This window comes from Pseudobutyrivibrio xylanivorans DSM 14809 (assembly GCF_900141825.1).
GTDB classification, from domain to species: domain Bacteria; phylum Bacillota; class Clostridia; order Lachnospirales; family Lachnospiraceae; genus Pseudobutyrivibrio; species Pseudobutyrivibrio xylanivorans.
The window spans coordinates 20,661-46,704 of sequence record NZ_FQYQ01000015.1 but is presented as its reverse complement, the minus strand read 5'-3'; the positions used below and the strand labels follow the sequence as shown (position 1 = coordinate 46,704).

Below are 26,044 nucleotides of genomic sequence, written 5' to 3'. Positions count from 1 at the left end.
TTCACTCCTACCTATTTTCTGTAATAATAAGCTTGTGTTCCACTTCTCCATTTACAACATAATCAGACACTGTATAAGTGTATTTTTCATCCTGATTAATATAATTGTTAATATTGTTAGTTGTAATATTTCCTTCTTCTTTTGCAAGACCTTCTATATCTGACTTATCGGCCTTGTTTTTTAAATCATCCTTGTCTGCTTTATTTTCGAGATCAGATATATTAGCCTTTTTAGCCAAATCATCTTTGCTTGCTTTAGTTTCAAGGTCCTTTATATCAGCCTTTGAATCTAAAGCCTTCTTATCGGCTTTTGAATCTAAATCAGCTTTATCTGCCTTTGTATCTACTTTTCCTTTTAATTCATCAATTTTCTTGTATATATCTTGAATTGCGGCAGAATCAAGTTTCTGTATTTCATCTGTAATCTTTTGAATTTTATTGAATTGATTCTGTATACTGATATTTACTTCATCCTTGGTGTAGTAGTTATCAAAATCTTTTTTGATGCTATTAACATCTTCTATAAGCGAATTGATATCACTTCTGTACCCTTCTACAGCCAGAAGACGGTTTTCAATTTTATCTACCCTGCTTGATAATTCAATGATTTCAGCTTTTCTGTCATTTATGCTTGTAGCGAGTGTCTCATCCTTTTCATTAAGTGAATTGATGGCCGTTGTAAAATCTGCTTGGTTTGCCTTTTGGTTTACAAGCTTTTTCAACTCATCAACTGATTCCTGCATTGCCTGTAAATCCTCTTTAATTACCGTAATGTCTGTTTGTTCAACGTTTACACCATCATTTTTATTAGTATCTTTGACAGCAGCTTCAAGGGCCTTTACCCTGTCCATAAGATTTGAATCATTATCAGATAAATGCTGTAATGTTTCATCTACTGCAGCCAGTTTATTGTTTACATCATTTGAATCGGCTTTAGATTTAAGAGCTGTATTAAGCTCCTGAATGAGTTGTTGAAGCTCCTTATATTCTTCAGTAAACTTAACATCTATTGCACCGACCTGTGTTGAAAGATTTCTCAGTTCATCTTTAGTTGCGAACTTTTTATCTGCTTTATCTTTAAAATCTTTCAAATCAGTTATATCTGTATTTAAAGCTGCCAATTGATTCTTAAGTGTTTCAAAATCTCTCTGGTGCTGGACAATTAATTTATCTACAACATCCTTATTTGCCTTGGCACTCAGCTCAGATTTATCGGCCTTTTGTCCCATCTCACCTTTTAGCTTATTTATCGCCTCTGATATTTCTTCTATTGCCAACTTATCCACTTTTATTCCATCTAGATACTGCTCGAGATTTTTTATATTTGTGTTTACTGTTGAAATCTCCGTCTTCAATATTGCATATTTTTCGTCAACATAGGTACTATTTGCCTTTGAATCATCAGCAGCTTTAAGCTGTTCTATCGCTCCCAGAAGATTCTTAATTTCATTTTGAAGTTCAGTTATACTCTCATTTTTATCAGATGATTGCTTTGGCGCAGCCTTCTTCATCTCCTCCAATAATTTATTCAGGTTTTCAACATTTCTTTTAAGCTCATCGATTTCGCCATCTCGATTTCTAAATTTATCATCAAAATCTGAACCTGACGACTCAATCCACTTCAAGATTCTCTCATCTACTTCCTTTAATTCTTTGTAGCGAGCATCGGACTGATTAGTACTTTCATTAAGCACTGTCTGTATATGATTATGTAAATCAACCATATTTTCATAGTTGGTCTCATACTGCTTTTCAACAACAGTTGTGATTTCTTTGATAACCTGTGGATCTGCAGTTCCTGGACCAGCAAGTGAAATACGCTCCTCGATGAGATTTTCCACCGCACTTAATTGTGGTCCTGTAAATGAATTAGTCTTATCCAGCTCCTCTGATATCATTCTAGCTATAATGCTAGTAATCTCATCAAAAGTAAGATTTGAATCGCCACCAATCTTCTCATTGATTGTGTCAGCGTATGTGTCCTTCACAAATGATTCTAAGGAATCCTTCTGGTATCCACTTACAAGCTCCGTTTTACGCAGTTTCATAATTCCTGCAATGGTTGAAAAAAGAAGGAATAAAATAGTAATAATGATAATAGCCATTATTCTTATCTTATCCTTCTTCATGTCCTTCATTTCTTCAATATCTTCTACATCTAAATTCTCGATATTGATTTGTTCTAATGTTTTCATTTAGCTCCACCTAAAAAATCCTATAATACATTACATTGTTATATCTCAAACGTTATACGCGCTTATTATCATTGTTAAAAGCATATAAACTATAACACGGAAACCAAAAATCAACAACACAGTTTCGTCACGAAATTGTATTTTTAGAAGTGCAATCGCACTTTTTGGGGTTTATTTCTCACTTAGTTACCCTCAATTTGATTTAACGCAACAAAAAAGGAAGACTCCAAATATCTGGAGCCTTCCCACTTTAATCCTCAGTAATCTCTATTCTATTGTCTACTGAACCTTATCAATTCTACGTGTTAAGGTAACCTTAATTGTTTCCTCTTCGTAATCTTTATCATGTCTTGCAACCGTTACATCAACTGTTGTGCCTGCTGCAATGTACTGCATGATGTTGTTAAGTGTGTTTACTGAAGTAACCTTACGTCCATTAAAGCCAGTAATAACATCTTCTACTTCAATACCTGCTTCATCTGCTCCTGAACCAGAAACTACCTGCGCAACATAAACTCCAACAGGAACGTTGTACTGCTCTGACATCTCTGATGTGATGTCCTTACCAGCGATACCAAGATATGAAGCATCAAGCTCTGAAACAACATCATTGTCTACCATCTGCTGGATAATGGATGTTGCAAAGGAAATTGGGATTGCATAGCCCATACCCTCAACATTTTCCTGAGCAAGCTTTACTGATACGATACCAATGACCTCGCCCTTTGCATTAAGGAGCGCACCACCAGAGTTACCAGGGTTAACTGCTGCATTAGTCTGGATAAGTGAATTAGTAACTACGTTTCCATCTTCATCCTGTACTGAAACTTCACGGTTCATAGCTGAGATAATACCATTTGTTACTGATGTGCCGTAGCCCATTGCGTTACCAATTACGATAGCAGCCTCGCCAACAACAGTATTATCTGAATCACCAAGTGTTGCCACCTTAATAGCTGAAAGTGTCTCAGAAGGAATATCCTTAACTGCTACTGAAACAACTGCAAGATCACAAGATGAGTCTGTACCCTTAATTGTTCCCTCAACTGCCTGATCATCATTAAATGTGATAGTGAGAGTTTCTGCTCCGCTAACAACATGGTTATTTGTGGCGATGTAGATATTCTCATCATCCTGAGAAACAATGATACCTGAGCCTGCTGACTGTGTAGGCTGCTGCATTGTACCAAAGAATGTCTGATACTCTTTGATTCCTACATTAGTAACCTGAACAATTGCTGGAAGCACATTCTGTGCAATCTCAGATACATCAGTTGTAATCTTTGTTGAAGTTGTAGTACCTGTAGCTGTGCTGGTAGATTCTACTGTTTTATCAGTGTCATCTTTTTCAGCTGTAGATTCGATAGCTGGCTGCTTAGCATCATTTAAATCCCAAAGTCTGTTTGTAACAGCCACGATTGACTGGAATGCTAACCCCGCCACAAGACCAAATACAATTGCAATTGCTGCTGCATTTCCCATCTTCTTGCCAAGAGTACTTGTCTTCTTTTTCTTTACTCTATTGCCATCATCATATGGTGACCACTGATAGAAAGATTCTCCTTGATTGATTTCGTCCTTCTTATATGAATATGTTCCTGAGTTGTTCTGCTCTTCTGTATTTGAGCTATTGTCGTTGTTAAAAAAATCGCTCATTGTACTCGCCTTCCTTTCTCAATTACATAACCGTAGTGTAAACCTCTTATGTGATAAGTAAGTGAAAGGTAGTAGTTCTTTTTCAGAAAAAACTACTACCTTTATTAATCGGTTTATTCTACTGTAACTGATTTTGCCAAGTTTCTAGGATGATCAACATCAAAGCCCTTACCAACTGATACATAGTAACCAAAGAGCTGCAATGGAATAATTGCAAGTGAGTTAGTGAAGTATCTGTTAGTCTGAGGAATGTACATTACATAATCTGCAACCTTTTCAATATCCTCATTACCAATTGTAGTAACTGCAAGGATGAAAGCACCACGAGTCTTGCACTCTACAATATTTGAAACTGTCTTAGCGTAAACATTATCCTGAGTAGCAACCGCTGCAACAAGAGTATTATCCTCGATAAGAGAGATAGTACCGTGCTTTAATTCGCCAGCAGCATATGCCTCAGAGTGAATGTATGAAATCTCTTTAAGCTTAAGTGAGCCCTCGAGAGAAATCGCATAATCGATTCCTCGACCGATGAAGAATACGTCCTTAGCTGCAACGAATCTGTTTGCAAACTTCTGGATGCGCTCCTTATTTCCAAGAAGCATCTCAATCTGCTCTGGAAGCTTCTTTAAATCCTGGATCAGAGACTTCATCTCGTCCTCTCCAAGAAGTCCTCTAACCTCTGCAAACTTCATAGCAAGAAGATAGAACGCAATAAGCTGAGCTGAGTAAGCCTTTGTAGTGGCAACTGAAATCTCAGGACCAGCCCATGTGTACATAACCTTTTCAGCCTCACGTGCGATAGAAGAACCTACTACATTAACGATAGCAAGTGTCATATTGCCCATTGCGCGAGCCATACGAACTGCTTCCTTTGTATCAGCAGTCTCACCTGACTGTGAAACTGCAATTACAAGCTCATTGTCCTGAAGGATAGGGTTACGATATCTGAACTCTGATGCGATATCAACCTCTACAGGGATACGAGCCATTTCCTCAAATACATACTTAGCTGTAACACCAGTATGATAAGCAGAACCACAAGCTACGATACGAATACGTGAGATTGCCTTAATCTCCTCGTCTGTCATACCAAGCTCCTCAATATCTACCTTATCATTCTTGATACGTGGATTAAGTGTATCACGAACAGTCTTAGGCTCCTCGTGGATTTCCTTAATCATGAAGTGGTCATAACCACCCTTTTCTGCTGCGTCAACATCCCAATCGATTGTCTTAGACTGTTTTTCGATTGGCTGACCATCTACATCATAGAACTCAATGCTGTTCTCTGTAAGCTTAGCAATTTCCTCGTTCTCGATGAAGTATACCTCACGAGTATACTTAAGAACTGCAGGTACATCTGATGCAATAAGATTTCCATCTTTTCCAAGACCAACAATGAGTGGGCTGTCCTTACGAACTGAATAAATCTCATCTGGGAAATCTGCAAAAATAATACCAAGTGCGTATGCACCCTCAACACGGTGCATAACCTTTGTTACAGATGTAAGTGGATCATTGCCCTGCTTGTAATAGTAATCAAGAAGATGTGCAACTACCTCTGTATCTGTCTCTGACTTAAATGTATATCCACGCTTAATAAGCTTTTCCTTAAGCTTAGCGTAGTTCTCAATAATACCGTTGTGAACAACAGCGATTGTCTCTTCCTCATTAAGATGTGGATGAGCATTTGTCTCACTAGGCTCACCATGTGTAGCCCAACGTGTATGACCAATACCAATAGTACCCTGCATAGTAGCACCATCATGAGTCTTCTCGCTAAGAAGCTTTAAGCGTCCTTTAGCCTTCTCGTACTCAATCTTTGAGCCATCATATACAGCCATACCAGCTGAATCATAACCTCTGTACTCCAACTTGCTAAGTCCATCAAGCAAAATTGGTGCTGCCTGTGACTTTCCTACATATCCAACTATTCCACACATATTTAATTCCTCTTATATTTCTATTGATTAGTTACCTGAACCATCTATAGCTTGATTTATTTCAGCGCTTGATTCACTAAATCCTGTCTCAGACTGGATGTGGTCACTGATAGCATCAACATCTTCAGTAGGATCATAATCCTCCTGCTCAAACAGGAACTTATGAAGCTGAACAACGTTTGATGTAAGTGTACATGGAACTACAACACTACCTGTCTTCGAGCTAACTGTCTTTGTCTTAAGTGCAAATGGGAAGCCTGAAGACTCTGCCATATTGTACTTGCTGACATCTGCAGCCATACCTACACACTGTGAAAGTGAAAGGCTTGTAGAAATCTTAGGGAATACGTCATCAGCAATCTTATTAAGCTGACTAACGTTTGCCTTCTTAGCTTTTTCTACGATAAGCTTGATAACTTTACGCTGATTTTCTGCACGTCCGTAGTCATTATTTACAGCATATCTGTTACGGCAGTATCCAACTACCTGAGCACCATTGAGGTGATATGTACCTGGCTTATCAAAGTAACAGTCTGAATACTTCCAGTATTCTTTTTCATCTGGATAATACTTTAATACATTTTCTACCTCTGCGATGTATCCTGCAAGAGCATTCTGACCTGTCTTTTCGTTGTCTGTAGTAATCATACGCTGTGTAATCTCAAGATCAAGACCACCAAGATCATCAACAATCTTTGCAAGTGCATAGAAGTCAACTGATACATATCCATCAATCTTGATATCAAGGTTTGTATTGAGCATCTCAAGAGCACTCTCTACACCACCATGATTGTATGCATAATTACACTTGCGGTACAAATCCTTTTCAACCTGAAGGTAAGTATCACGCTGTACTGAAAGCATCTTAACATCCTTTGTATCATTATTAATAGAAACAATAATGATAGCATCAGAGTTACCTGTATCGAGATTTCCGTTGGAACGGTTATCAACACCGAATAAAGCGAAGGTCTTGTAATTGCTAAGAACCTCTTCTGTAGCTGCATCAAGGTCGTTAGACTTAACCTGCTCCATATTGATGTTGTCCCAGTTAACCTTGCCAAATTTGCTCCATAAGAAAATAACAATTGCAAGGATTAATAAGATAACTATTTCGACTACAATAATTGTTCTTCTTTTCTTTTTCTTCTGTGCAGCCTTGCTATTCTTTCTTCCAGCTGGACGGCTGTTTGATGGGCGACTGCTGCGTCTGTCAGCTGTTGCTCTTGAAGATGCGCGTCCGCCATCTGGACGTGTCACTGAAGGACGGCCATTTCCTGAACGCGAACCGGCTGAGCGACTGCCTGATGGGCGGCTGCCCTCTGGACGTCTCTGCTGTGGACGACTTCCATCTGGGCGACGTCTTGGAGCGCCCTGACGTGGCTGGCTGCTTCTTGAAGCTGCAGGACGTGATCCTGCTGGACGACGAGCGCCTGATGGGCGGCTGCCCTCTGGACGTCTGCGTCTAACATCTGGATCATAATCGTACATATCTAATTCATCATCGAGATCAATTCCACGCTGGGAATTGAAATCCCTATCCAAGTCAAAATCGTAATCATCAAAATTACTCATCTTACTTTATGTTCTCCATTCTTATTTTTACCAAAATTTTATGCTGCCATTTTTACATGACAGCATTATGGTTTAGTCTACTCTAATGGTTTATAGGTTGTCAAGGAAACTCACCAATTCTTAATAATTCTTAAAGATTACTCTGCTTCTTTTAAGTCTCCTTGTGTTTCTTCTTTTATCACTTCTTCTGTTTCAGTACCCGGAAGAATATAGTTTTCTACTCCAATTGGCAGATTCTTGTTATAGAACCCATCCCCCTTTTGAATGTAATCACCATGTTTTTCCATAAGTCTTTCATGGCTTTCCTGCGTAGACTCGTTATTTTTCTCCTTATATCTGGCGATGACTCTTGGCACCACCACTGTTCTGTATCCCCTGGCTTTTGCTCTCAAGCAGAAATCAAGCATGGCATCACGTCCGGATAAATTCTTATCGAAACCATGAAGCATTCTGTACACCTTTGCATCAATGAGGCAACAGCCACCATCTACCATCGCCACATCTCTTGGCATACTCCCAAGCCCTTCATATGTATCTTTGAAGATTCGCTGACCATGAAATGCAGGGTACTCAGTTCCGTCTTCTCCTATTATATAACCCGCATTATCGTAGGTGAATCCTTTGCCTAAAAATCGCACACCTACCACAGCCACATCTGGCTGACAAAGATATCCATACATCTTCTTAACATTATTTCTTGTAAAGAGGCGCACATTCTCCTCACGTAAAAACATGTAGTCCTTACCGAATCTTCTAAAGTTCGTATCATCATAATCGATATGCCACTTCTTAAAAGACTGATCCACTCGACCATCACATATCACACCATTATTACGTAAATACGATAATGCTAAAGCCAAATGCTCCTTTGCAGAATATTCAGCTTCCTTTCTCTCTTCCCTATTCATTCCCTTCGTAGATGTTCTCTTATGATAAAGAAGAGATGGTACGTGAGCGATTTCAAATTTCTTGAATGCCGCTCTTAAAATATATTCATATATATAGGAATACTTCGCCTTCTCATTGAACTCGCCAATCTGTTTCACAAGTCCCTTTGATATACACAAAAAATCTCCTATATAATTTGTCTGCAAAAACAGTTCCTTATTAAAATCACTCTTAAAGTGTGGATTCATTCTGTCCAGTCCCACCAGCTCATCATGATCACTGTATATAATGTAGGCATCGCTCTCCATGGTCTGTATTTTTTCATTAAAAGAGCTCAGGGTATTACCGCTCAGTCGATCATGCTGCCCCAGAAAAACCAGATGCGAGCCTTCAGCAAAATGAATCCCTATATTATAGGAATATGCTCCACCATTCTTCTTTTTCAGACGGCGATAATGAACCTTATCAACGATATCTGGGAAAAACTCCTTTATAGTCACTTCCAGCTCGTTGCTTGGGTTATTATCCAAGATATACAATTCGAATTCACGATAATCCTGTTGGTCGATGGACTCCAGCATATCCTTAAACTGGTCCATGTCAGTATCGTTAGTCCATACAACCAGAGAAAAATAAGCGTCGCTCATTATTTCGACCCCTTTCCTCCAAGTACAACAGCAACAGTTTTAATCAATATCTTCAAATCCAGCATCAGCGACCAGTTGGAAATGTACTGGGTATCCAGTGCCACCACATCCTCAAAATCAGTGATGTCACTTCGTCCGCTGACCTGCCACATTCCTGTGAGCCCCGGCTTAATTGAAAGTCGTGCTTTATGATGAAGTGCATAATTTTCATACTCATCTTCAAGAGGTGGACGGGTTCCAACAATTGCCATGTCCCCTTTCAAAACATTCCAGAACTGAGGCAGCTCATCGATTGAATACTTTCTCATAAATTTTCCAATAGGTATAATTCGAGGATCATTTTCCATCTTAAACATATTTCCACTAATTTCATTCTGCTCCATCAGCTCTTTTTTTCGCTCCTCAGCATCCATATACATGGTTCTGAATTTATAAAATTTGAACTTTCGTCCGTTCTTACCAATTCGAGTCTGGCTGAAAAATACTGGCCCCTTCGACTGATATTTTATAATAGGAGCAAAAATGATGAAAGCAATTGCCACGAAAACCAGTCCAATTATTGAACCTAAAATATCGCCAAGTCTCTTACAAAATGCCTGTCGATTGTTTGCGATATGCATGCTGGTTGTGAGCACAACATAATGCCCGTAGGTCTCCATTATTCTGTTTGGCATAAGATTGTCTGTGTGAATAAGGGATACATGAACTGTCAGTCCCTGCTCAACCAAACGTCCTGCTAAAGTCTCCTCGCTAGCTCTTGTATTGCCATCAAGGAAAACCTCGTCCACAACGTTGGTTCTAAGATATTCAAATAAAGTGTCTGCAGAAGCCACAACAGGAATTCCCTGAATCTCTTGGCCTGTCATATCCTTATCAACCACAGCCACACCATTTACCTTAAATTCGTAATATGGACTGTGGGCAAGATCCTCCAGGCAGGCATCCACAGTGGTAGATTCAGCCACCACAATAAGGGATGTCTTATTGACATCCTGCAGCATTCTTTTGCGGATAACACGCTTCCATCCGCATCTAAATATATAGGAAATGATTACCATTGCCACACCTGCTACAGCAAGAGCATATCTTGAGTAGAAGAATGTGGTCTGCATTGCCTGCATGTATAACAAAATCCCAAGTATATTTACAAGGCAATGACCAATGGTAGAAATAGCTTCCTGATATTTTGTTCGTCGTAAAATACCCGTGTAAGTCTCTGTAAAAAGAACTCCTGCCAAATCTATAAATGGCAACAGCATGGCCATATCTTCATATAAAGGATAATGGTCAAATCTGCTGACAAAAATAATTGCACCTTCGAATTTAACAAAAACACCCACGAACAGTGCAATTTCTGCAGCCAACATGTCCAGCAGAATAAAGTCAAGATGCTTTACCCACGAGCGCTTCTTTTTCTTGTACAAGGCAATTCTCCCAATACATTTATAGTAAAACCCGATTACTTCCCCAAGTAAGTTATTATCTTATATTATAAATGTTATTGACCTCATTATCTACTCAAATGAGTAGTCAAATTTTGTAAGTGAAAGATTTGGATTGTAGTATGGATCCCCCTTCTCATACACATCCTTCCACTTTGACATGAAATACTCTGTCTCCTTGTCCATGCGAGCCTTCTTAGCAGGATCATCGTGGTCTAAGCCGCGGCTTATAGACTCCAAATGATACCACTCTGAAAATGGTGTATAGACACAAAGTAAATCCTTTGCTCTAAGCTTCAGACAGTAATCCACATCATTAAATGCCACTGCCAATGTCTCATCAAATCCGCCGACACTTTCAAAATCAGCCTTGCTTGTAAGGAGGCAGGCTCCTGTAACGGCAGATAAATCCTGCACGCATGTGCTTCTATAGAAATATCCTACCTGCTCTCTTCCACTTCCATGGAACTGAGAATTAGCTACTCCACCGAGCCCTAAAATCAATCCGGCATGCTGCACAGTGTTGTTGCCGTAATATAATCTGGCGCCAACCGCACCAACATCATTTCTTCTGACAAATCCCATCATCTCTGAAATGGCATTTTCATTTATCATACGAGTGTCGTTATTGAGAAGGAGAATGTACTCTCCATCTGAATGGCTGACACCATAATTCACAAGCTTCGAGAAGTTGAAATCTCCCTTTGTCTCAGGATAATCCTTTGTGAAATCAACCACCTTGGCATTGATATCTGTTCTGATTTCAAGCTCCTTATAATAATCAAAAAGCTCTGGCTCATCAGAATTATTTTCAACGATTACAAACTGAATATTCTTGTAATCAGTGTGTTCAGTGATGCTGTCGATACACTGCTGCAAATCTCTGCAGTGATTCATATTAGGAATTACAATCGATAAAAGTGGTGTGTCTGGCCACTCATAGATTGTGCGGTAATAACCCAAATGAGTATCAAGCTCCACACGGGCTGGCACGCCAATTCTCTTGTAGTGCTCCTCCACTGCACGACGACCATTCTCATAGGCATACATCTTTGCCTCTGGGTGATCCGCTGTAGAAAGTGGGTGAGTTCTCCAGTGATAAAGCACTCTTGGAATATGGTAAATATTCTTGCACTGCTCAAGAATTCTTAAATCAAAATCGTGGTCCTGTGCCCCATCGAACTCTGACTTGATGCCGCCACTGGCCTTTACCAAGTCAGCTCTTGCAACGAAAAGATGAGTGATGTAATTATGTGAGCACAAAAGGTCAAGATTGAAATCTGACTTAAAGTGAGGAAGAAAATATTCCTTGCCCTCCATGTCGATTTTGTCCTCATCCGAATAGATAGCCTCAATAGTGCTATCCTCATTAAGAGCCTTTGCAATATAAAACATTGCATCAGGTGTGATGAGATCATCATGGTCTGTAAAGCCGATGAAGGAACCTGTAGCAAGCTCCATTGCTGCATTTGTGTTGCCGGCGATACCTGTGTTACCCTCCAGCTTCTTGTACACAATTCTGTCATCCCACTGCCCACCGGTAGCTTTTAAAATGATATCCTTCAATCCATCCTTTGGGCTGCCGTCACCAAGGCAAAGCTGCCAGTTTGGGTAGGTCTGAGCCGTAAATGACTGGATAAGCTCTATGAGAAAATTTTCCGGTGTATTATAAAGAGGAATTACGATACTAATGACAGGATTATACGTAAATACGGTATGACGCTGCTTATCAAGCTCCTCTTCAGTAACAGGATGAGCCTTCAAAAACTTGCGATAGCTATAGTGCTCCTGATCATGGCCAATAGCCTTTAAGAAGGTCTTAGTAACAGTTCTACGAACACCGTAGTGCTGAAGATACATCAGTCCCTTTTCAATTTTATTTGTTGGTTCTTTGTACTCTTTTATCTTGTTCATAATTATCCCTATTTAAGTTTTAATAATTGTTTTTCAAAACAATGCCAGCTAATCAGCGCCAGTGGTACAACAATCAATACAGACACCCAAAAGTTAGTGTAGGTATCCATGTAATAAGCGCGGTAGCCATAAGGTATTTCTCCCAGCCACTCTATAACACGCTGCTGAACGAAGAACGACATGATATAGACACCGTAGCTGATGTCTCCAACCTTATTGTAGAGCTTCGAAATGCTGTAATAATTGAAGCCTAAATATAAAACTATATAAGCTCCAAATATCGCAAATACGATTTCATAATCCATGATATATGAGCCCGCAATAAGTCCTGCAACAGCTATCAAAAACTTCTTGCGAGACATGGTAATTTTTTTTCTATAAACGTAGTAAAGCACGCCTACTTCAAACTGCATTGTAAGACGTCCAAAGTTTATAAATGGAGTCTTTGAAATACCAAGAAAAGTATCGGTAGTACAGCCATAGCTAAAGAATAAATATATTGCCGCTGACACGCCGATTATCACAAAAATCAGCTTTTTAAATTTTCTTAAAAGTGGCACCATCAAAAGGACCAGCAGATAACAAATCACTTCATACTGAAGAGTCCAGATACTTCCGTTTGAACTTTGATTAATGTGATTTGCAAACACCCCCGGAAGTCTTGTCTGAGATGATATAAATACCAGATTCATCAAATACCCTTTTATATCTCCAGCATAGTATTCCTTTTTTGAAAGGGTGGTAAACATAGGGCCAAAAATAAAGGCCGTAGAAAGAACAAACAGTGCCAAAAGTGGCCATATTCTAAGAAAACGAGCCTTTAAATATTTACCAATTTTATTGCTACGGTCATAGCTTCTATAAATCAAAAATCCGCTGATAACAAAGAATATATCCACTCCCACCTGGCCCGAAAGCGCCTTGTGGAAAGTGAGGGTGTACATCAAATCTGACTCCAGATTAGCCTGACAAAGTGCAAAGGAATGCATGTACATAACCAGCATAGCAGCAACCAATCTCACTAGATTCAAATTGTTATCAGTTCCCTGAGATAGGGAATCTAACGTACATTTATTATTCATCAATTAGTTCCTTATTATATTCATTTTAACGGAGTCATTTTATCATATACCCAGAGTACATACAAATTTACCTATTTTTTCGGTACTCACTATAGTATAATCACAATGAAATAATTTTGATTTTTACCACTATATTTTGAAGGGAATTATATAAATGAAACAGTCCAAAAACAACGCAATTCAGGGACTCAGATTTTGGGCAATTACCCTCATCATCCTTTCCCATTGCGGCTTTTTGTCTCAGGGCGGACTAGGAAATAACATTTTCTTTGCCATGAGCGGATTTTTTGTTTGTCAGCCTTTTATACAGGATGATTATGAATTCAGATATTTCGCTCCAAAGGAATTTGGCCGTTACTATATCAAGCGCCTGGTTCGCATCATTCCAGCCTGCTGGCTATGTATGTTTTTCGCCACTTGGGGATTAGCATTTTTCGATTTCAGAGATTTCCGTTCAGACAACAGTCTGCTACTAAATATGTTTTTCATTAAGAGTAAAAACCACCTTTGGTTCCTCCAGCAGGAAATATTTTTCTATCTGGTTGCACCATTTGTGATTTTGATTATCGCAGTATTCAAAAAGCTTCTTGGCAAGCTCCAGCTAAATGCACTTCAGATGAATGTGGCAGTTTTTGTATTACTTAATCTGCTTGTATTCGTAAGCTACCAGCTTTTACCTATGGCACCAGCCCTGTTCCTTTCTGGAAATGGATATCCATCTCCACTGAGGCTCTGGCTCTTTATTGTAGGTATGGCTTTCGCTTACCTGCTTAGGATTGTGAAGCTGATTGCACCAACAGTTTCAGATGGCGCATCACACACTCTTGAATGGGTTGGCTCCATCTATGTAGTTATCTGCCTGGCACTTACTATTATTAGCTCAGACCAGGTTTTGTCCCTTCTGGATTCTAAATTCACAGGCTTCCACGTTGGCTGGGAGTATCCTGTACTCATCACATATATGGCAGGGGGTGCCATTATGATTTTGTGCCTTCTTTCAGAGGACAATATCCTGCGCCGATTTTTGGGCAACAGGCTTTTCACTCTTATCGGAAATGTAAGCTTCTCTATGTACCTGCTTCATTTCATGCTGATGCTTCATTTCACACAGCTTTCAGCTTACAGAGTTTTCCTTGTGGTTTATCTGCTTTCACTAGCCATGTCCATGGCAATCTATACATACGTGGAACAGCCACTTATTAACAAGACAAAGGAGTTCCTGAATTGATTTCTCGAATGAAAGATAAAGACTTTAGAAGAAGTTTTTTTACCATAATAAAATTTGTATTGGCCACTGTCCTCTCTTTCATGACCTACTCCACTACCCACATTATCACTTACTGCATCGTTGGGTTGGCTGAGCTGACACTGATTTTCTTTATTTACAATCTAATAATCGACAAAAACAAATGGTACCGCGCCATTGCATGCATTTTGTTCTTCATCTATGTAGGACAGATGACAGTGCTTTATTTTGGTAACAGCTACGTTACACTGACCATGCTTAAAAATGTTAAGTTCCTGCAGGATTTAGGCGGTCGCGCAGTTGCTTACATCTTAGGAACAGTTTTGGCACTTGCCATCATTTTCCTTCCAGGAAAATCTGTAGTAAAGCTTAATAAGAGAATTATCCTTTACATAATCACCGCTCTTCTTATTGCAGAAGTTGCAGTCAATATCGAGTACAAAAGATTCAGTCCTGTTCAGAGCTTTGCTACTATTTTTGTTGACCAAATTCGCTACCAGCACGTAAAACGAGCTGCCTCAGATCCTAAGGTTGCACTTAATACGTTCCACAAAGACTCTCTCGAGGATGGCGTTAACAAACCAGAGCGTTTACCAGGAAAACCGAACATTATCATAATATTCACAGAAGGCCTCAGCTCAAACATCATTGAAGATGACAGGAATATCATGCCAAGTGTGAAGGAATTCGAAAAATCCTGCATTTCATTCAAGAACTATTACAACCACACCTTCCCTACACTCCGCGGTGTTCAGGGACAGCTGTACAGTGGTTATAAGCTTGATGATGACAACAAAGCAAACAATCTCGTATCCCTTCAAAGTGTTTTAAAGGAGCAGGGATATAAAACCAAATTCGTAAATACGGAACCATTTAACGAAGAGTTTACTCTTTACTTGAACAATCTTGGCTTTGATGAAATTATCGAAGATAAAGATAATGTTACCGGACTTGCAGAAGGAATGACAGACGGCGAAGCCTACAGACTTCTCATGCAGACAACTCACGAGCTGGAAGATAGCGACGAGCCTTTCTTACTTGGAATTTACACCTTTGGTACCCACGTTTCCTTCAACTCAAAGGAGTATCAGTATGGCGACGGCGCTAACGGATTTTTAAATAAGTTTTACAACTGCGACCAGATGTTTAACTACTTCTTGGAGGATTTTAAATCTTCTAAGCTAGCAGATAACACCATCCTTATTTTTACAACAGATCATTCCACTTATGCGGACCAGTCCTACACAGATTTGTTCCCAGACCACAAGCGCGAATGCACTGATTTGGATGAGATGCCGCTATTCATTTACCACAAGGATATCAAGCCTCAGGAGATTAACGTAAATGGACGTAACTCCCTTTGCTTCGCTCCTACTGTTTTAGATTATCTCGACATCAACACGGAGAACTATTTCCTTGGCACCAGTCTTTTCGACAAAAATGCCAGCAGTTCATTTGACAGAATGTTTTACGATGCATCATATCTCATCAGCACTGAGGATGGAAAAATCAGGTACCTTGAAGAACTGGAAAAAGAAGAATTCCTAAGCCAAGTACTGGCATACTTCAGCGCATTAGAAGCGGAACGATAAACATAAAAAAGAAGAACCTGCAATCTGCAAGTTCTTCTTTTTTTATTATCTATATTACGCGCTCTGCTTCTCGTTGAAGTAAGACATTTCTCTCTCAAGAATCTTAGAGATATCGTTGAGGTTGTTTGCCTTCTCGGAAAGCTTGCTTACTGTCTCTGCAAGCTCAAGCATTGAAGCACGAGTTTCCTCTGTGCTAGCTGCGTTCTCCTGTGAGATAGCCGAAAGTGAATTGATTGTATCAGCAAATACCTTTGTAGCCTTATCAGACTGGTCTACGCTTTCAACAATCTTCTTTGTTACAACAAGTGACTCGTCGATGTTTCCAATCATAGCATTTACAACATCGATTGTTCTGTTAAGAACCTCACCCTGCTTCTCAACTGATACCTGTACCTGACCAGCATTTGTCATAGTCGCCTGTGAATCAGCAGAAAGAACACCCATGATTTCCTCAATATTCTTTGCAGCTGTAGCTGACTGCTCAGCAAGATCACGAATTTCGTTGGCAACTACTGCAAAGCCTCTACCAGCATCACCAGCTCTTGCTGCCTCGATACTAGCATTAAGTGAAAGAAGGTTTGTCTGAGCTGCGATAGAGTCAATAATTGCAACAGCCTCTACTACAGACTCAACAGCCTTATTTGTCTTGTCAATCTTAGTTACGATATCCTCGATTGCGTTGATTGTCTCCTCAGTAGAAGCCTGAAGCTCCTGTAAAGCAGCTGAGCTTGTCTGAGAATTATCCTGCATGTAACCTGCAATCTTGTTCATGTGATTTGTGTTGTCAGTGATGTTCTGGATAGCATCATTGATTTCTTCAACACTTGCGACTGCATCCTGTAATGAATCAGCCTGATTTGAAGCACCATAAGCAACATTATCTACGGCACTTGTTACGTTCTCAGCTGTCATAGAAATTGCCTCAGCTGTAGTTGAAAGGTACTCTGCTGATGTATCAAGCTCTGAAGATGAATTCTTAGCACTACCAATTACATCTCCAAGCTTATCTGCAAGAGAAATAATAGCTCTTGCTGTCTGACCAAGCTCATCACGTCTACGTACAATCTTCTCATTAATTCTTACTGATAAATCACCTGTAGAAAGCTGATTAATAGCCTCAACATTTGCCTTAATAGCATTTGAAAGCTTAACTGCTGCATATATAGCTATTGAAATAACAATTGCCATTGCAACAAGACCTGTTATTAATGTCTTTAACATCATGCTATTGATGTATGAAAGAAGTGTAGTCCTTGGCATACCTACAAAAGCCATTCCATAACATACATCGTTATAAATAAGTGGCTGGTAAACTACCATGTAATCTACGCCATTAATCTCAGTATTTGCATCAGTATATGTCTGATATTCACTTAAAACTGCATCGGCGATTTCACCTTCAATGACACCGCCTTCACCACCTTCTATTGTTGTACGCTCAACCTTGTTTCCAAGAAAGAATGTGTACTCATATCCGGTAGAGTCATGTAACTCCTTCTCAAGAGTAGAGTTATCTACGTTTGCATTATGCTCTGTTATATTTAGCACCTGCTTATATGTAAGAGATGCAGCCTTGAGTCCCTGCATAGTCTGGTACTCAAGACCATTACTCAAATTCTGTCCACCAAAAAACAAATTGATTAATTCAAGAGTACCAAGTGTAAATATTACCATGCCAATTAGTACTACTTTAACCGATTTTACTGAAACTTTCTTCATGATATTACCTTTCAAGTTTTGTCTAAATTAATAGTTAATACACAACAAAAGGTAATATACACAGTTTCGTCACAATATACTATAGTAAAAATATACAAAAAGTTATAGATTGCATGCAATTTTATTATCGATACTCAATCTATAACTTTTTACTCTTAGCATATATTTAATTTTTCACCTCAAGGGGAAGCCTTATTCTTCTTTTAGTCTGAACCATCCGTCAAGTATTGAAAGGTTTGGATTGTAGTAAGGGTCACCCTTTTCAAGGATATCTGGCCATCTCTTCTCAAGCTTCTCTACCTCAGAATTAAATCTGGCAACCTTCTCTCCTGTGTCCTCATATCCACGTGACTTTGACTCATAGTGGTAAAGCTCTGCATGTGGATTGTAAACAACAAGATATCCCTTATCGCGAACCTTCATACAAAAGTCCACATCATTAAAGGCAACGGCCAAGTCTTCTGTAAGACCGCCAACCTCATCAAATACTTCTTTGCGAACCATCAGGCAGGCAGCTGTAACAGCTGAAAGATCCTGAGTGGTAACTGCACGGAACATGTAACCTGGCTCGCTTCTCTCAAGTCCTACAAAGGTATGTCCTGCGATTCCGCCGATTCCCATTACAACACCGGCATGCTGCACTGTGTTGTCAGGATAGTAAAGGAGCGCTCCGCAGATACCTACGTCTGGACGAAGACAAACATCTACCATCTCTCTGATACAGCCCTCATTGATAATCTCTGTATCATTATTTAATAGAAGATACATCTCACCGCTAGCTGCCTTTGCTCCGCAGTTGTTGATTGCAGAGAAATTGAAGCCTGGTGTCTCGTAGCGAACAATCTTAACATCTGGGCGACCTTCGATTGACTTGTAGTACTCGAAAGTCTCTGGCTCAGTAGAATTATTCTCTACAATAATGTATTCAATATTCTTATAGTTGCTCTTTGCATCGATTGACTTGATACACTTATCCAAATCATCAGTGTGATCCTTGTTAGGAATGATGATTGAAACAAGTGGTTCCTTATCCCACTGATAGATTGTGCGATAACATCCGTAGAATGTATCCTGCTCGACCTTGGCTGGGATACCAAGTCTGTCATAGTGTGCCTGAACTGCACGTACACCTGCATCAAAAGCGTAAAGCTTGCTCTCTGCTGACATAGCTGTGGATGCAGCGTGGCTTCTCCAGTGATAGAGAGCCTTTGGAACGTGATAAACATTTCCAGCAGCCTCGCAGCAGCGGAGAATGAAATCGTGATCCTGAGCACCATCATATTCTTTATTAAATGCTCCCACCTTCTCATAAATATCTCTTCTGAAGATGAAAAGATGACAGATATAATTTACTGAGCAAAGTAAATCTAAGTTGTAATCTGGCTTGAACACTGGCTCAAAGTATTCCTTTGAGTCCATTGAAATCTTGTCCTCATCAGTGTAGATAACGTCGATGCTGCGGTCCTTATTGATTGCAGCAACGCACTCGTACATTGCATTTGGAGCAAGAGTATCATCATGATCTGAAAGCACGATATAATCACCTGCAGCAAGAGCAATAGCAGCGTTTGTATTATCTGAAATACCAAGGTTTGCCTTAAGGTGTGTGTATTTGATACGGCTGTCGTCGCCGTACTTCTTTTCAATAAATTTGCCGATGCTGTCATCAGGGCTTCCGTCTGCAAGACAAAGCTCCCAGTTAGCGTAAGTCTGGGCAACGATAGAATCCACAAGCTCCACAAGGAACTTCTCTGGAGTCTGATACATTGGAACCACAATACTCATAAGTGGATTGTACTCAAACTTCTCATCACGCTGACGCTGAAGCTCAACCTCTGTAGGGCCGAAGCTTGTAAGGAAATCCATATATGTGTACTTTGGCGCATCAGCATTCTTAAATTTATCAATTGCATGCTTGATAGTAGCGCTAAGTCCGTTGTCCTGACGGTAAAGCTCGATACGCTCCCACAAAGTCTTCTTTGGGAGAAGATTTCCACCTGTAAGTACGTGAGCTGTATCTACCTTGCAATCGTAAACCTGCCCATTTGCAGTGATTGTAAGGCGAAGCTTCTTATAATTACCTTTATCAAAAACGATTTCAAGACCTGAATCGCACTTTTCTGTAAGCTCAGGGTAAACACCGTAAACATCCTTGCGGAACATACGCTTTACAGAAATTGGAATCTCTGTATTGCCATCGTAAAGATGGAACTCCTCTGGAACGTTTCCGATTGCCCAGCCGAGAATCTGAATCTTGTCATCTGTAACCGCTGCGCGCTCAAGATTGTACTCATATTCCTTCTTAAGCTTTTCAAGGTCGCGGCCTGTAGCCTTGTAAACAACACTTCTTGTATCACCAAGAACACAAATGAGCTGTAAAGACTTCACGTCCTTTAAATTATCAGGAAGCGCAATCTCACCCACATATTCCTTTGAAACACTCTTGTGAGCTGCAATGTAGCGGCGGCGAACCTCATTACCTTCGTTGATAGTAATGTCCATCTTGTAAGGCTTTCCGTTCATCTGGGCCACAAGGTCATAGCCCTTAGGGTTGTCGAAAGGGTAAAAGCCCTGGAACAATAATGTATTTTTCTTTGTTAGATGGTATCTGATAAATACCACATTAAATGTATCTCTCATTAATCAACCTTCCATGTACCGGTTTCTACATCAAATCTCTGCACTCCACCACGTGAGTAGCCATCCTCCACAGTGAGGCATTCTGCTATCTCAGGTGTCAATGTGCCAGCTGCAATTATATCATAGAATAAATCTTCTACAAGTGCCGAATCTGTCACCTGCTGGCCAGCCATGTGCTTTGTTGAGATGGCATACTGGATTACATAATCCAAAATGCCCTTCTGGAGCTGCTTAACATCCTCACTTACGAATTCGTCTCCCTTGAAGCTAGGCTTTGGTTTGCCATTTTCCATGGTGAAATTAATAAGCTGTCCAAATGGTGCAGATAATGCATTTTCAAGGAACAGCTGGTATCTCATTAGCTTGCTGTCGTCGATAAGACGTTTATCCTTGATTTCAAAGATTGCATCTGCCTTACCACCGATTCGCTCTGGCTTGTTTGAATGAAGAGCCAGGTAGTGTCCTCTGATGTCACGTCCTGTGAGCTTCATCAGGAAATACTGGATTGTACCTGAAAATCCCACATCAACAACTGCTATATCATTAGATGTGGCAATGAAATCGCCTGCATAGTTCAAATATGCAGTCTTTTCTGTCGCCGCCTTTGCAAAAATCTCTGCCTTATATGGCTCTAATGCTGCCATCAAATCCTCAGGCTTTGTCTCATAATCAAACTCACGGTCAGCATCATCAGCATGAAGCTTAAGTCCGAAGCGCTCTACAAGAAGATTGCTTAAGCTTCCCTGATATTTCTGAGAAATAAGCTCTCTTATATCCTCATCATTTTCAAGAGCTGGCACAGCACAGGCTCTACGGGATGTAAGGAAATAGTGAATATCTGGAACCTCTATGCCCTTTCCCTGACAGTAGCCGCGGATAAGCTGTTCAAGCATATAGCCCTCGCGAGCCAATAGAAGCAATCTCTCGCCGCTCTTTTTATTTTCATCGACTATCCACTCCACGAAGCGGGCCATAAGCGGTCCCATGGTGGTGTAGCCCATGTCATACATGTTCTTGAAGTGAAGCTGTCCCTGAGTATCAAAAGCAAATGGAGAATTGAAAATACCTCCGTTTACCGCCTGTCCTACCACTACAGAATCAGCCAGGCTTCTCTTTGCAAGCTTATCAAAGTAAGCAAAATCAGAAAGTGCCAGTAAATCTCTAGGATTCAGCACAATGTGTGTAGCCACATGTCTATCCATGAGAATCTGGGAATCTGAACGGAAATTATCTCCCACATGAATAAAAGTGTTTGCAGGCACGTTAGCAAGCACAAGATTCCACATAGAACCGTCATCCTTACGGGCTCCTACCTCACATGAAATCAACAGCTCATCATAATATGCTATGCCGCATTTGTGTAATAATCCCACAACTTCCACGCGGTTAAGATACATATCGCTAACAAGGATTACACGCTTACCCATGGATTTGAGGGCGTTGTAAATCTCCACCATGTCCTTTCGAGGGATGCACACTGCTGTCTCCACATCAATTTCAAGCTTCTTTATATCCATGGCGATATCGCCGATGATCTTGTCCTTAGAAACCTCCACGTAAATCTTGTCGATAGTGGTAAGAGCGCCATACATAGCTGTAGCAGCTGCCTCAGCTGACTTTCTCAGCTTCACAAAATCCACCTGCTTACCATATTTATTGTAGATGGTCTTTTCCACGATTCTAAACACATCATCAGGCTCATAAACCGTTCTGGTGATAAGTGTATCGAAAATATCAAATGAAATAGTCTCGTATGCAGAAAGCTTCATAATAAGAAGCTCCTTATCCACCTTGAAAGTATTGAAGAATGGACGAAGACTCTTATTAACCTGTGTATCCTTATCCTCTAAATAAAGGATGAAATCATCATATCCCTGCTTTCTTGAAATGAATGGAAGGATACGTTCTAATGCATGAGCAAGTGTGCCATCTGTCTGGCCCGCTTCCTCTGGAAAATCCTCGTAGGTATAGCCGTGGTCGAAGATTGGCTTCAAAGCATCTGTGCGAGCCCAGAAGAATGAACCTGCTGGGTAGTTGAATACAGAAGGCATATCACCTAGGTTATATTCTGCAAAAAGCTGCTGTCCCAAGCCTGCATTTGCAAGCCATGAGTAGGCAATCATAGGTACCTCTTCATGAATATCTGGGTATACCAAACCTGCATTTTTATTCTTAAATAAATCAAATATAGAATTAACTTTCTCGGGAGAGCCTAATAAAATCTCTAACGAGAACTGTCTCCAGCCCCCTTTTTCTTGTCCTGAGTAAAGTGACTTCTTACTGTGCACATGAAGGAAATAATCGTGCTGCTTTATCTCCTCAGCAAAGGCTACATAAAGTGGTGCAAGATCTCTTCCTCTGTTCTGAAGAGGTCGAACCACTATCTTATTAGCCATTTTAAGATCCTTCAGCCCCGCCTTAATCACATTTACATCAGCATCTGGCTGACATGAAATATAAAGATCGAAGCGAAATGGAATATTTGAAAAATAGCTTACAAACTCTGGAAGCAAATCCACATAGAACAGATGAAGATGCACAGCAACAGAAGGTGCTTCTTCTCCTCTTGCTGCAGCCTTTTTAGCTTCCTTTGCTGCAAGCTTAGCTGCCTTCTTGGCTTCCTTCTCAGCCTTCTTAGCATCTCTTTCAGGGCTTGGCTTGCCTGTTAAAAATGCCTTGAAAGCACGAATGCTCTCCAAAGTCTTATATCCTCTAGTATTAACTGTGTTGTCATATATTGTGCGAAGCTGCTCGTTTACAGCCTCGATATTTCTAATATGAACATCCTTAGCAGCTATAAGCTCCTGTAGCTGCTTTATCTGATAATCACGACTGGCAAGGGCGAAATCTGTACTTGTCTTGCTACGTCCCTCGGCGTGTTCTCTAAGCTCCTTGAGGTTCTTCACATTCTTGAAACAGTATTTGCTCTGGAAGTGATTCTCCATCTTCTGGTACTCCGCCTTTTCAGCATCAGAGATAGCCACAAGATTACCAGGAAGCTCGCTGAATTTAACCACACGATAAAGCATGTAATTGATTGGCACAGGAAAATCAAAAGTCCACTCGTAATCAATAATCTGCCAACCTTTATCGGTTTTAATAATGTTGTCAAAAATTAAATCTATATCTAAGAATTTGCATGCAAGCACTCCTCTAGGCAAATCCACCTGTCCGAATACCTCCTCGAACTCTGGAGTACTAACAAACTCAGTAGCCTTTGGTATAAAGGCGCTCTTTACTGCTGCAAGAAAATCCTCTGCATCAGCAGCTGTAAGATGTTGTCCCTCCAGGAATTCACTTTCGATGGAATCCCCCACAAGCTTACTGTCATTTACGCAAAAATCAGAGCCCTGCAGCAATTCCTGCAAGCCTCTGTAGCTATCAAATACTCTATGAATATGTCCCACAGCCTCTGAGTCGTAGGGCCTTTTCACAACAACCTTTGTGCCGTCACGCTCCACAATATCTGTGATGATGTTGTATTTTGGGTTTCTCTCATTGGAGAGCTTCTCGTATAGTAATCGTTCCATTTTTTATTTAGCAATGAGCAGGTAATCGCCTGCTCCTCCCCCTAAATAATCCTCTGCATATATTTCTGTAGTGAATAGATAATCAGGGCTCACTCTGAATGTAGTGATGTCATTGAAGCCCGCTTCCTTCAAAAGGTTCTTAACAAAACTTGAAAGCCTGTCCTTTTCTGCGAATGCATAGACAAGTCTGCCGCCCTCTGACAGGTGTTTCTTTAAGGTGGAAGGCGTCTCTGAAAGATGTCCCAGATTAATTATGATATTAAATCTTTCTTTAACATCTTCTATAGAATCCTCCATTGCCACAGTAACATGGGCAGCCTGTTCCTGAAGCCACTCAACTAGCGACTCACAGTCTGGTTCTATGATAAGCACGCTGTCTCCTTTTGTGATACCCACAGGGGAGAGCACGTTGCTTCGCATATGGCTAAGATTCTCAATAGCATCAATGGTTCCTGCTTCAAAGATTTGTCTATTATACTTTTCTTGTATCATAGGCTCACTCCTTAAATCAATCTTTAACTTTTGTTACCGTAACCTTTGAATTCATATCGTAATATCCAACAGTGTTTTTAGTGCTAACTACTGTGATATTCATTACGTCGTAAAGTCTGTGATATGCCACGAAATCCACACCATCATAGCCCGTGCAGCTGATAGACATCAGGTACTCTCCTCCCTGCATATCCATCTTCTGTGTGAAGGTAGCCACATATTCGCTGCCCTCCTTGCAAAGGCCCACGTCGCATTTCTCGTACATGGTGTTTGTGCCTGTTACATCGATTCCCTTAAGAGTCTTGAATGTAAGTGTAAAGATTGGATTTTCAATATCTGTATTGAAGTGCACCTTTGACTTAACTGTAAAGGTGCTGCCCTTCATAATGGCGTTGGTATAATTACCATTGTCATCGATAACTGCAAAATCAACGATGCTGGCTCTGCCATCGCCGTACTCATTAACATTTGGGTTAAGCTGGTAGTTTGATTTCCAGTTTGTAGCGCCTGCCTGCTTTGGCTGGCTACCATCTGCACCATCAGTATTAAAAGCATCTGCCAAATCCACCTTGCTAGAAAGGACTGGCTCCTGACCAACAAGAATCTTTTTATAGATATCAATCATATCCTTTGGTGTGCCCTCTGCCACCTTGTCACCCTTGTTGATGAGAACTGCTCTGTCGCAGTATTTGCTGATAGCTCCCAAATCGTGGGATACGAAAAGGATTGTCTTTCCTGCCGCCTTGAACTCCTCGAACTTCTTGTAGCACTTTGCCTGAAAAAAAACATCACCTACAGAAAGCGCCTCATCTACGATGAGAATTTCTGGATCGATGTTAATTGCTACTGCAAATGCTAAACGGACAAACATACCTGAAGAGTATGTTTTAACTGGCTGGAAAACGAAGTCTCCAATATCTGCAAAGTTAAGGATATCATCAAGCTTAGCATCGATTTCTTCCTTGCTGTAGCCAAGCATAGTGCCGTTCAAATATATATTTTCAATTCCTGTGTATTCCTGATTAAAACCGGCTCCAAGCTCAAGCAAAGCTGATATTCTACCATCTACGTGTACATTACCTTTTGTTGGTGAAAGTACGCCTGTAATAATCTTTAAAATAGTGGACTTTCCAGAACCATTAGTACCGATAAGTCCCACACATTCTCCCTGCTTTACCGCAAAGGACATATCTTTAAGAGCATAATGCTCCTTATAATTTTTCTTTCTTGTGAGGCCAAGGGTATCAGCTACTCTGGCCTTGTTACTATCGAAAAGCTTGTAGACCTTGTCTACATGATTAACTTCTATAACGTAATCGCTCATATCGTCTCCTATGTTGCTATATGAGTCAATTCTACCATAATTTCAAAAAAAAGGACACCGGTTTCCCGATGCCCTCTTTATCTCAGGTGACCCCAACACCTGAGATGGGTGAAAATTTAGCTTTATAATCATGGCAACTTTAAAGCCTCATGATTCG

General features: G+C 40.3%; 15 protein-coding genes. 2 read left to right on the top strand and 13 right to left on the bottom strand.

All coding sequences use genetic code 11. The annotated features are described in order from the left end of the window. Nucleotides 1–7 precede the first annotated feature (7 nt). From BUA88_RS10910 to BUA88_RS10875, 8 genes are all read right to left on the bottom strand, one after another. Nucleotides 8–2,194, bottom strand: coding sequence for a coiled-coil domain-containing protein (locus tag BUA88_RS10910; protein WP_072917787.1), 2,187 nt, complete (start codon nt 2,192–2,194; stop codon nt 8–10). A gap of 279 nt (nt 2,195–2,473) precedes the next feature. Beyond that, nucleotides 2,474–3,850, bottom strand: a complete 1,377-nt coding sequence (locus tag BUA88_RS10905; RefSeq protein ID WP_072917783.1) for a S1C family serine protease — start codon at nt 3,848–3,850, stop codon at nt 2,474–2,476. A 113-nt stretch (nt 3,851–3,963) separates the two neighbouring features. Beyond that, a complete protein-coding gene (gene glmS, locus BUA88_RS10900; RefSeq protein ID WP_072917779.1) occupies nt 3,964–5,796 on the bottom strand; it encodes a glutamine--fructose-6-phosphate transaminase (isomerizing) in 1,833 nt (610 codons plus the stop codon). Between the two features lie 27 nt (nt 5,797–5,823). Then, nucleotides 5,824–7,371: an LCP family protein gene (locus tag BUA88_RS10895; RefSeq protein ID WP_083572495.1), complete on the bottom strand. Its 1,548-nt coding sequence runs from the start codon at nt 7,369–7,371 to the stop codon at nt 5,824–5,826. Between the two features lie 137 nt (nt 7,372–7,508). Further along, nucleotides 7,509–8,906 carry a glycosyltransferase family 2 protein gene (locus BUA88_RS10890; protein WP_072917774.1) on the bottom strand — a complete coding sequence of 466 codons (1,398 nt, stop codon included), beginning with the start codon at nt 8,904–8,906 and terminating at the stop codon, nt 7,509–7,511. Then, complete coding sequence (locus tag BUA88_RS10885) at nt 8,906–10,330, bottom strand: sugar transferase (protein ID WP_072917770.1); 1,425 nt, start codon at nt 10,328–10,330, stop codon at nt 8,906–8,908. The genes BUA88_RS10890 and BUA88_RS10885 overlap by 1 nt, the downstream gene beginning before the upstream one ends. A gap of 90 nt (nt 10,331–10,420) precedes the next feature. Further along, entirely contained in the window at nt 10,421–12,262 is a 1,842-nt protein-coding gene (locus tag BUA88_RS10880) for a glycosyltransferase family 2 protein (protein WP_072917766.1), read from the bottom strand. An 8-nt stretch (nt 12,263–12,270) separates the two neighbouring features. Continuing rightward, entirely contained in the window at nt 12,271–13,344 is a 1,074-nt protein-coding gene (locus BUA88_RS10875; RefSeq protein ID WP_072917761.1) for an acyltransferase family protein, read from the bottom strand. A 154-nt stretch (nt 13,345–13,498) separates the two neighbouring features. Here BUA88_RS10875 and BUA88_RS10870 point away from each other — a divergent pair, with 154 nt between their 5' ends. Further along, on the top strand, nt 13,499–14,572 hold the full coding sequence (locus BUA88_RS10870; RefSeq protein ID WP_072917757.1) for an acyltransferase family protein: 1,074 nt from the start codon (nt 13,499–13,501) through the stop codon (nt 14,570–14,572). Further along, nucleotides 14,569–16,182, top strand: a complete 1,614-nt coding sequence (locus BUA88_RS10865; RefSeq protein ID WP_083572494.1) for an LTA synthase family protein — start codon at nt 14,569–14,571, stop codon at nt 16,180–16,182. Before BUA88_RS10870 ends, BUA88_RS10865 begins: the two co-directional genes overlap by 4 nt. A 54-nt stretch (nt 16,183–16,236) precedes the next feature. Here the strand turns inward: BUA88_RS10865 and BUA88_RS10860 are convergent, their stop codons facing one another. The 5 genes from BUA88_RS10860 to BUA88_RS10840 form a co-directional block, all read right to left on the bottom strand. Next, nucleotides 16,237–17,901: a methyl-accepting chemotaxis protein gene (locus BUA88_RS10860; protein WP_072917753.1), complete on the bottom strand. Its 1,665-nt coding sequence runs from the start codon at nt 17,899–17,901 to the stop codon at nt 16,237–16,239. 192 nt (nt 17,902–18,093) lie between these two features. Beyond that, nucleotides 18,094–20,541, bottom strand: a complete 2,448-nt coding sequence (locus BUA88_RS10855; protein WP_072917749.1) for a glycosyltransferase family 2 protein — start codon at nt 20,539–20,541, stop codon at nt 18,094–18,096. Further along, nucleotides 20,541–24,071: a rhamnan synthesis F family protein gene (locus BUA88_RS10850; RefSeq protein WP_072917746.1), complete on the bottom strand. Its 3,531-nt coding sequence runs from the start codon at nt 24,069–24,071 to the stop codon at nt 20,541–20,543. The genes BUA88_RS10855 and BUA88_RS10850 overlap by 1 nt, the downstream gene beginning before the upstream one ends. Before the next feature lie 3 nt (nt 24,072–24,074). Next, nucleotides 24,075–24,563 carry a hypothetical protein gene (locus BUA88_RS10845; protein WP_072917743.1) on the bottom strand — a complete coding sequence of 163 codons (489 nt, stop codon included), beginning with the start codon at nt 24,561–24,563 and terminating at the stop codon, nt 24,075–24,077. A gap of 16 nt (nt 24,564–24,579) precedes the next feature. Continuing rightward, nucleotides 24,580–25,887, bottom strand: a complete 1,308-nt coding sequence (locus tag BUA88_RS10840) for an ABC transporter ATP-binding protein (protein ID WP_072917740.1) — start codon at nt 25,885–25,887, stop codon at nt 24,580–24,582. Between the last annotated feature and the right edge of the window lie 157 nt (nt 25,888–26,044).

What these genes read in the sequence shown, in the direction of transcription:
- BUA88_RS10880 (WP_072917766.1), bottom strand. Translation starts at nt 12,262, where the DNA reads ATGAACAAGATAAAAGAGTACAAAGAACCAACAAATAAAATTGAAAAG.
- glmS (WP_072917779.1), bottom strand. Translation starts at nt 5,796, where the DNA reads ATGTGTGGAATAGTTGGATATGTAGGAAAGTCACAGGCAGCACCAATT.
- BUA88_RS10840 (WP_072917740.1), bottom strand. Translation starts at nt 25,887, where the DNA reads ATGAGCGATTACGTTATAGAAGTTAATCATGTAGACAAGGTCTACAAG.
- BUA88_RS10895 (WP_083572495.1), bottom strand. Translation starts at nt 7,371, where the DNA reads ATGAGTAATTTTGATGATTACGATTTTGACTTGGATAGGGATTTCAAT.
- BUA88_RS10870 (WP_072917757.1), top strand. Translation starts at nt 13,499, where the DNA reads ATGAAACAGTCCAAAAACAACGCAATTCAGGGACTCAGATTTTGGGCA.
- BUA88_RS10910 (WP_072917787.1), bottom strand. Translation starts at nt 2,194, where the DNA reads ATGAAAACATTAGAACAAATCAATATCGAGAATTTAGATGTAGAAGAT.
- BUA88_RS10905 (WP_072917783.1), bottom strand. Translation starts at nt 3,850, where the DNA reads ATGAGCGATTTTTTTAACAACGACAATAGCTCAAATACAGAAGAGCAG.
- BUA88_RS10845 (WP_072917743.1), bottom strand. Translation starts at nt 24,563, where the DNA reads ATGATACAAGAAAAGTATAATAGACAAATCTTTGAAGCAGGAACCATT.
- BUA88_RS10860 (WP_072917753.1), bottom strand. Translation starts at nt 17,901, where the DNA reads ATGAAGAAAGTTTCAGTAAAATCGGTTAAAGTAGTACTAATTGGCATG.
- BUA88_RS10855 (WP_072917749.1), bottom strand. Translation starts at nt 20,541, where the DNA reads ATGAGAGATACATTTAATGTGGTATTTATCAGATACCATCTAACAAAG.
- BUA88_RS10890 (WP_072917774.1), bottom strand. Translation starts at nt 8,906, where the DNA reads ATGAGCGACGCTTATTTTTCTCTGGTTGTATGGACTAACGATACTGAC.
- BUA88_RS10850 (WP_072917746.1), bottom strand. Translation starts at nt 24,071, where the DNA reads ATGGAACGATTACTATACGAGAAGCTCTCCAATGAGAGAAACCCAAAA.
- BUA88_RS10875 (WP_072917761.1), bottom strand. Translation starts at nt 13,344, where the DNA reads ATGAATAATAAATGTACGTTAGATTCCCTATCTCAGGGAACTGATAAC.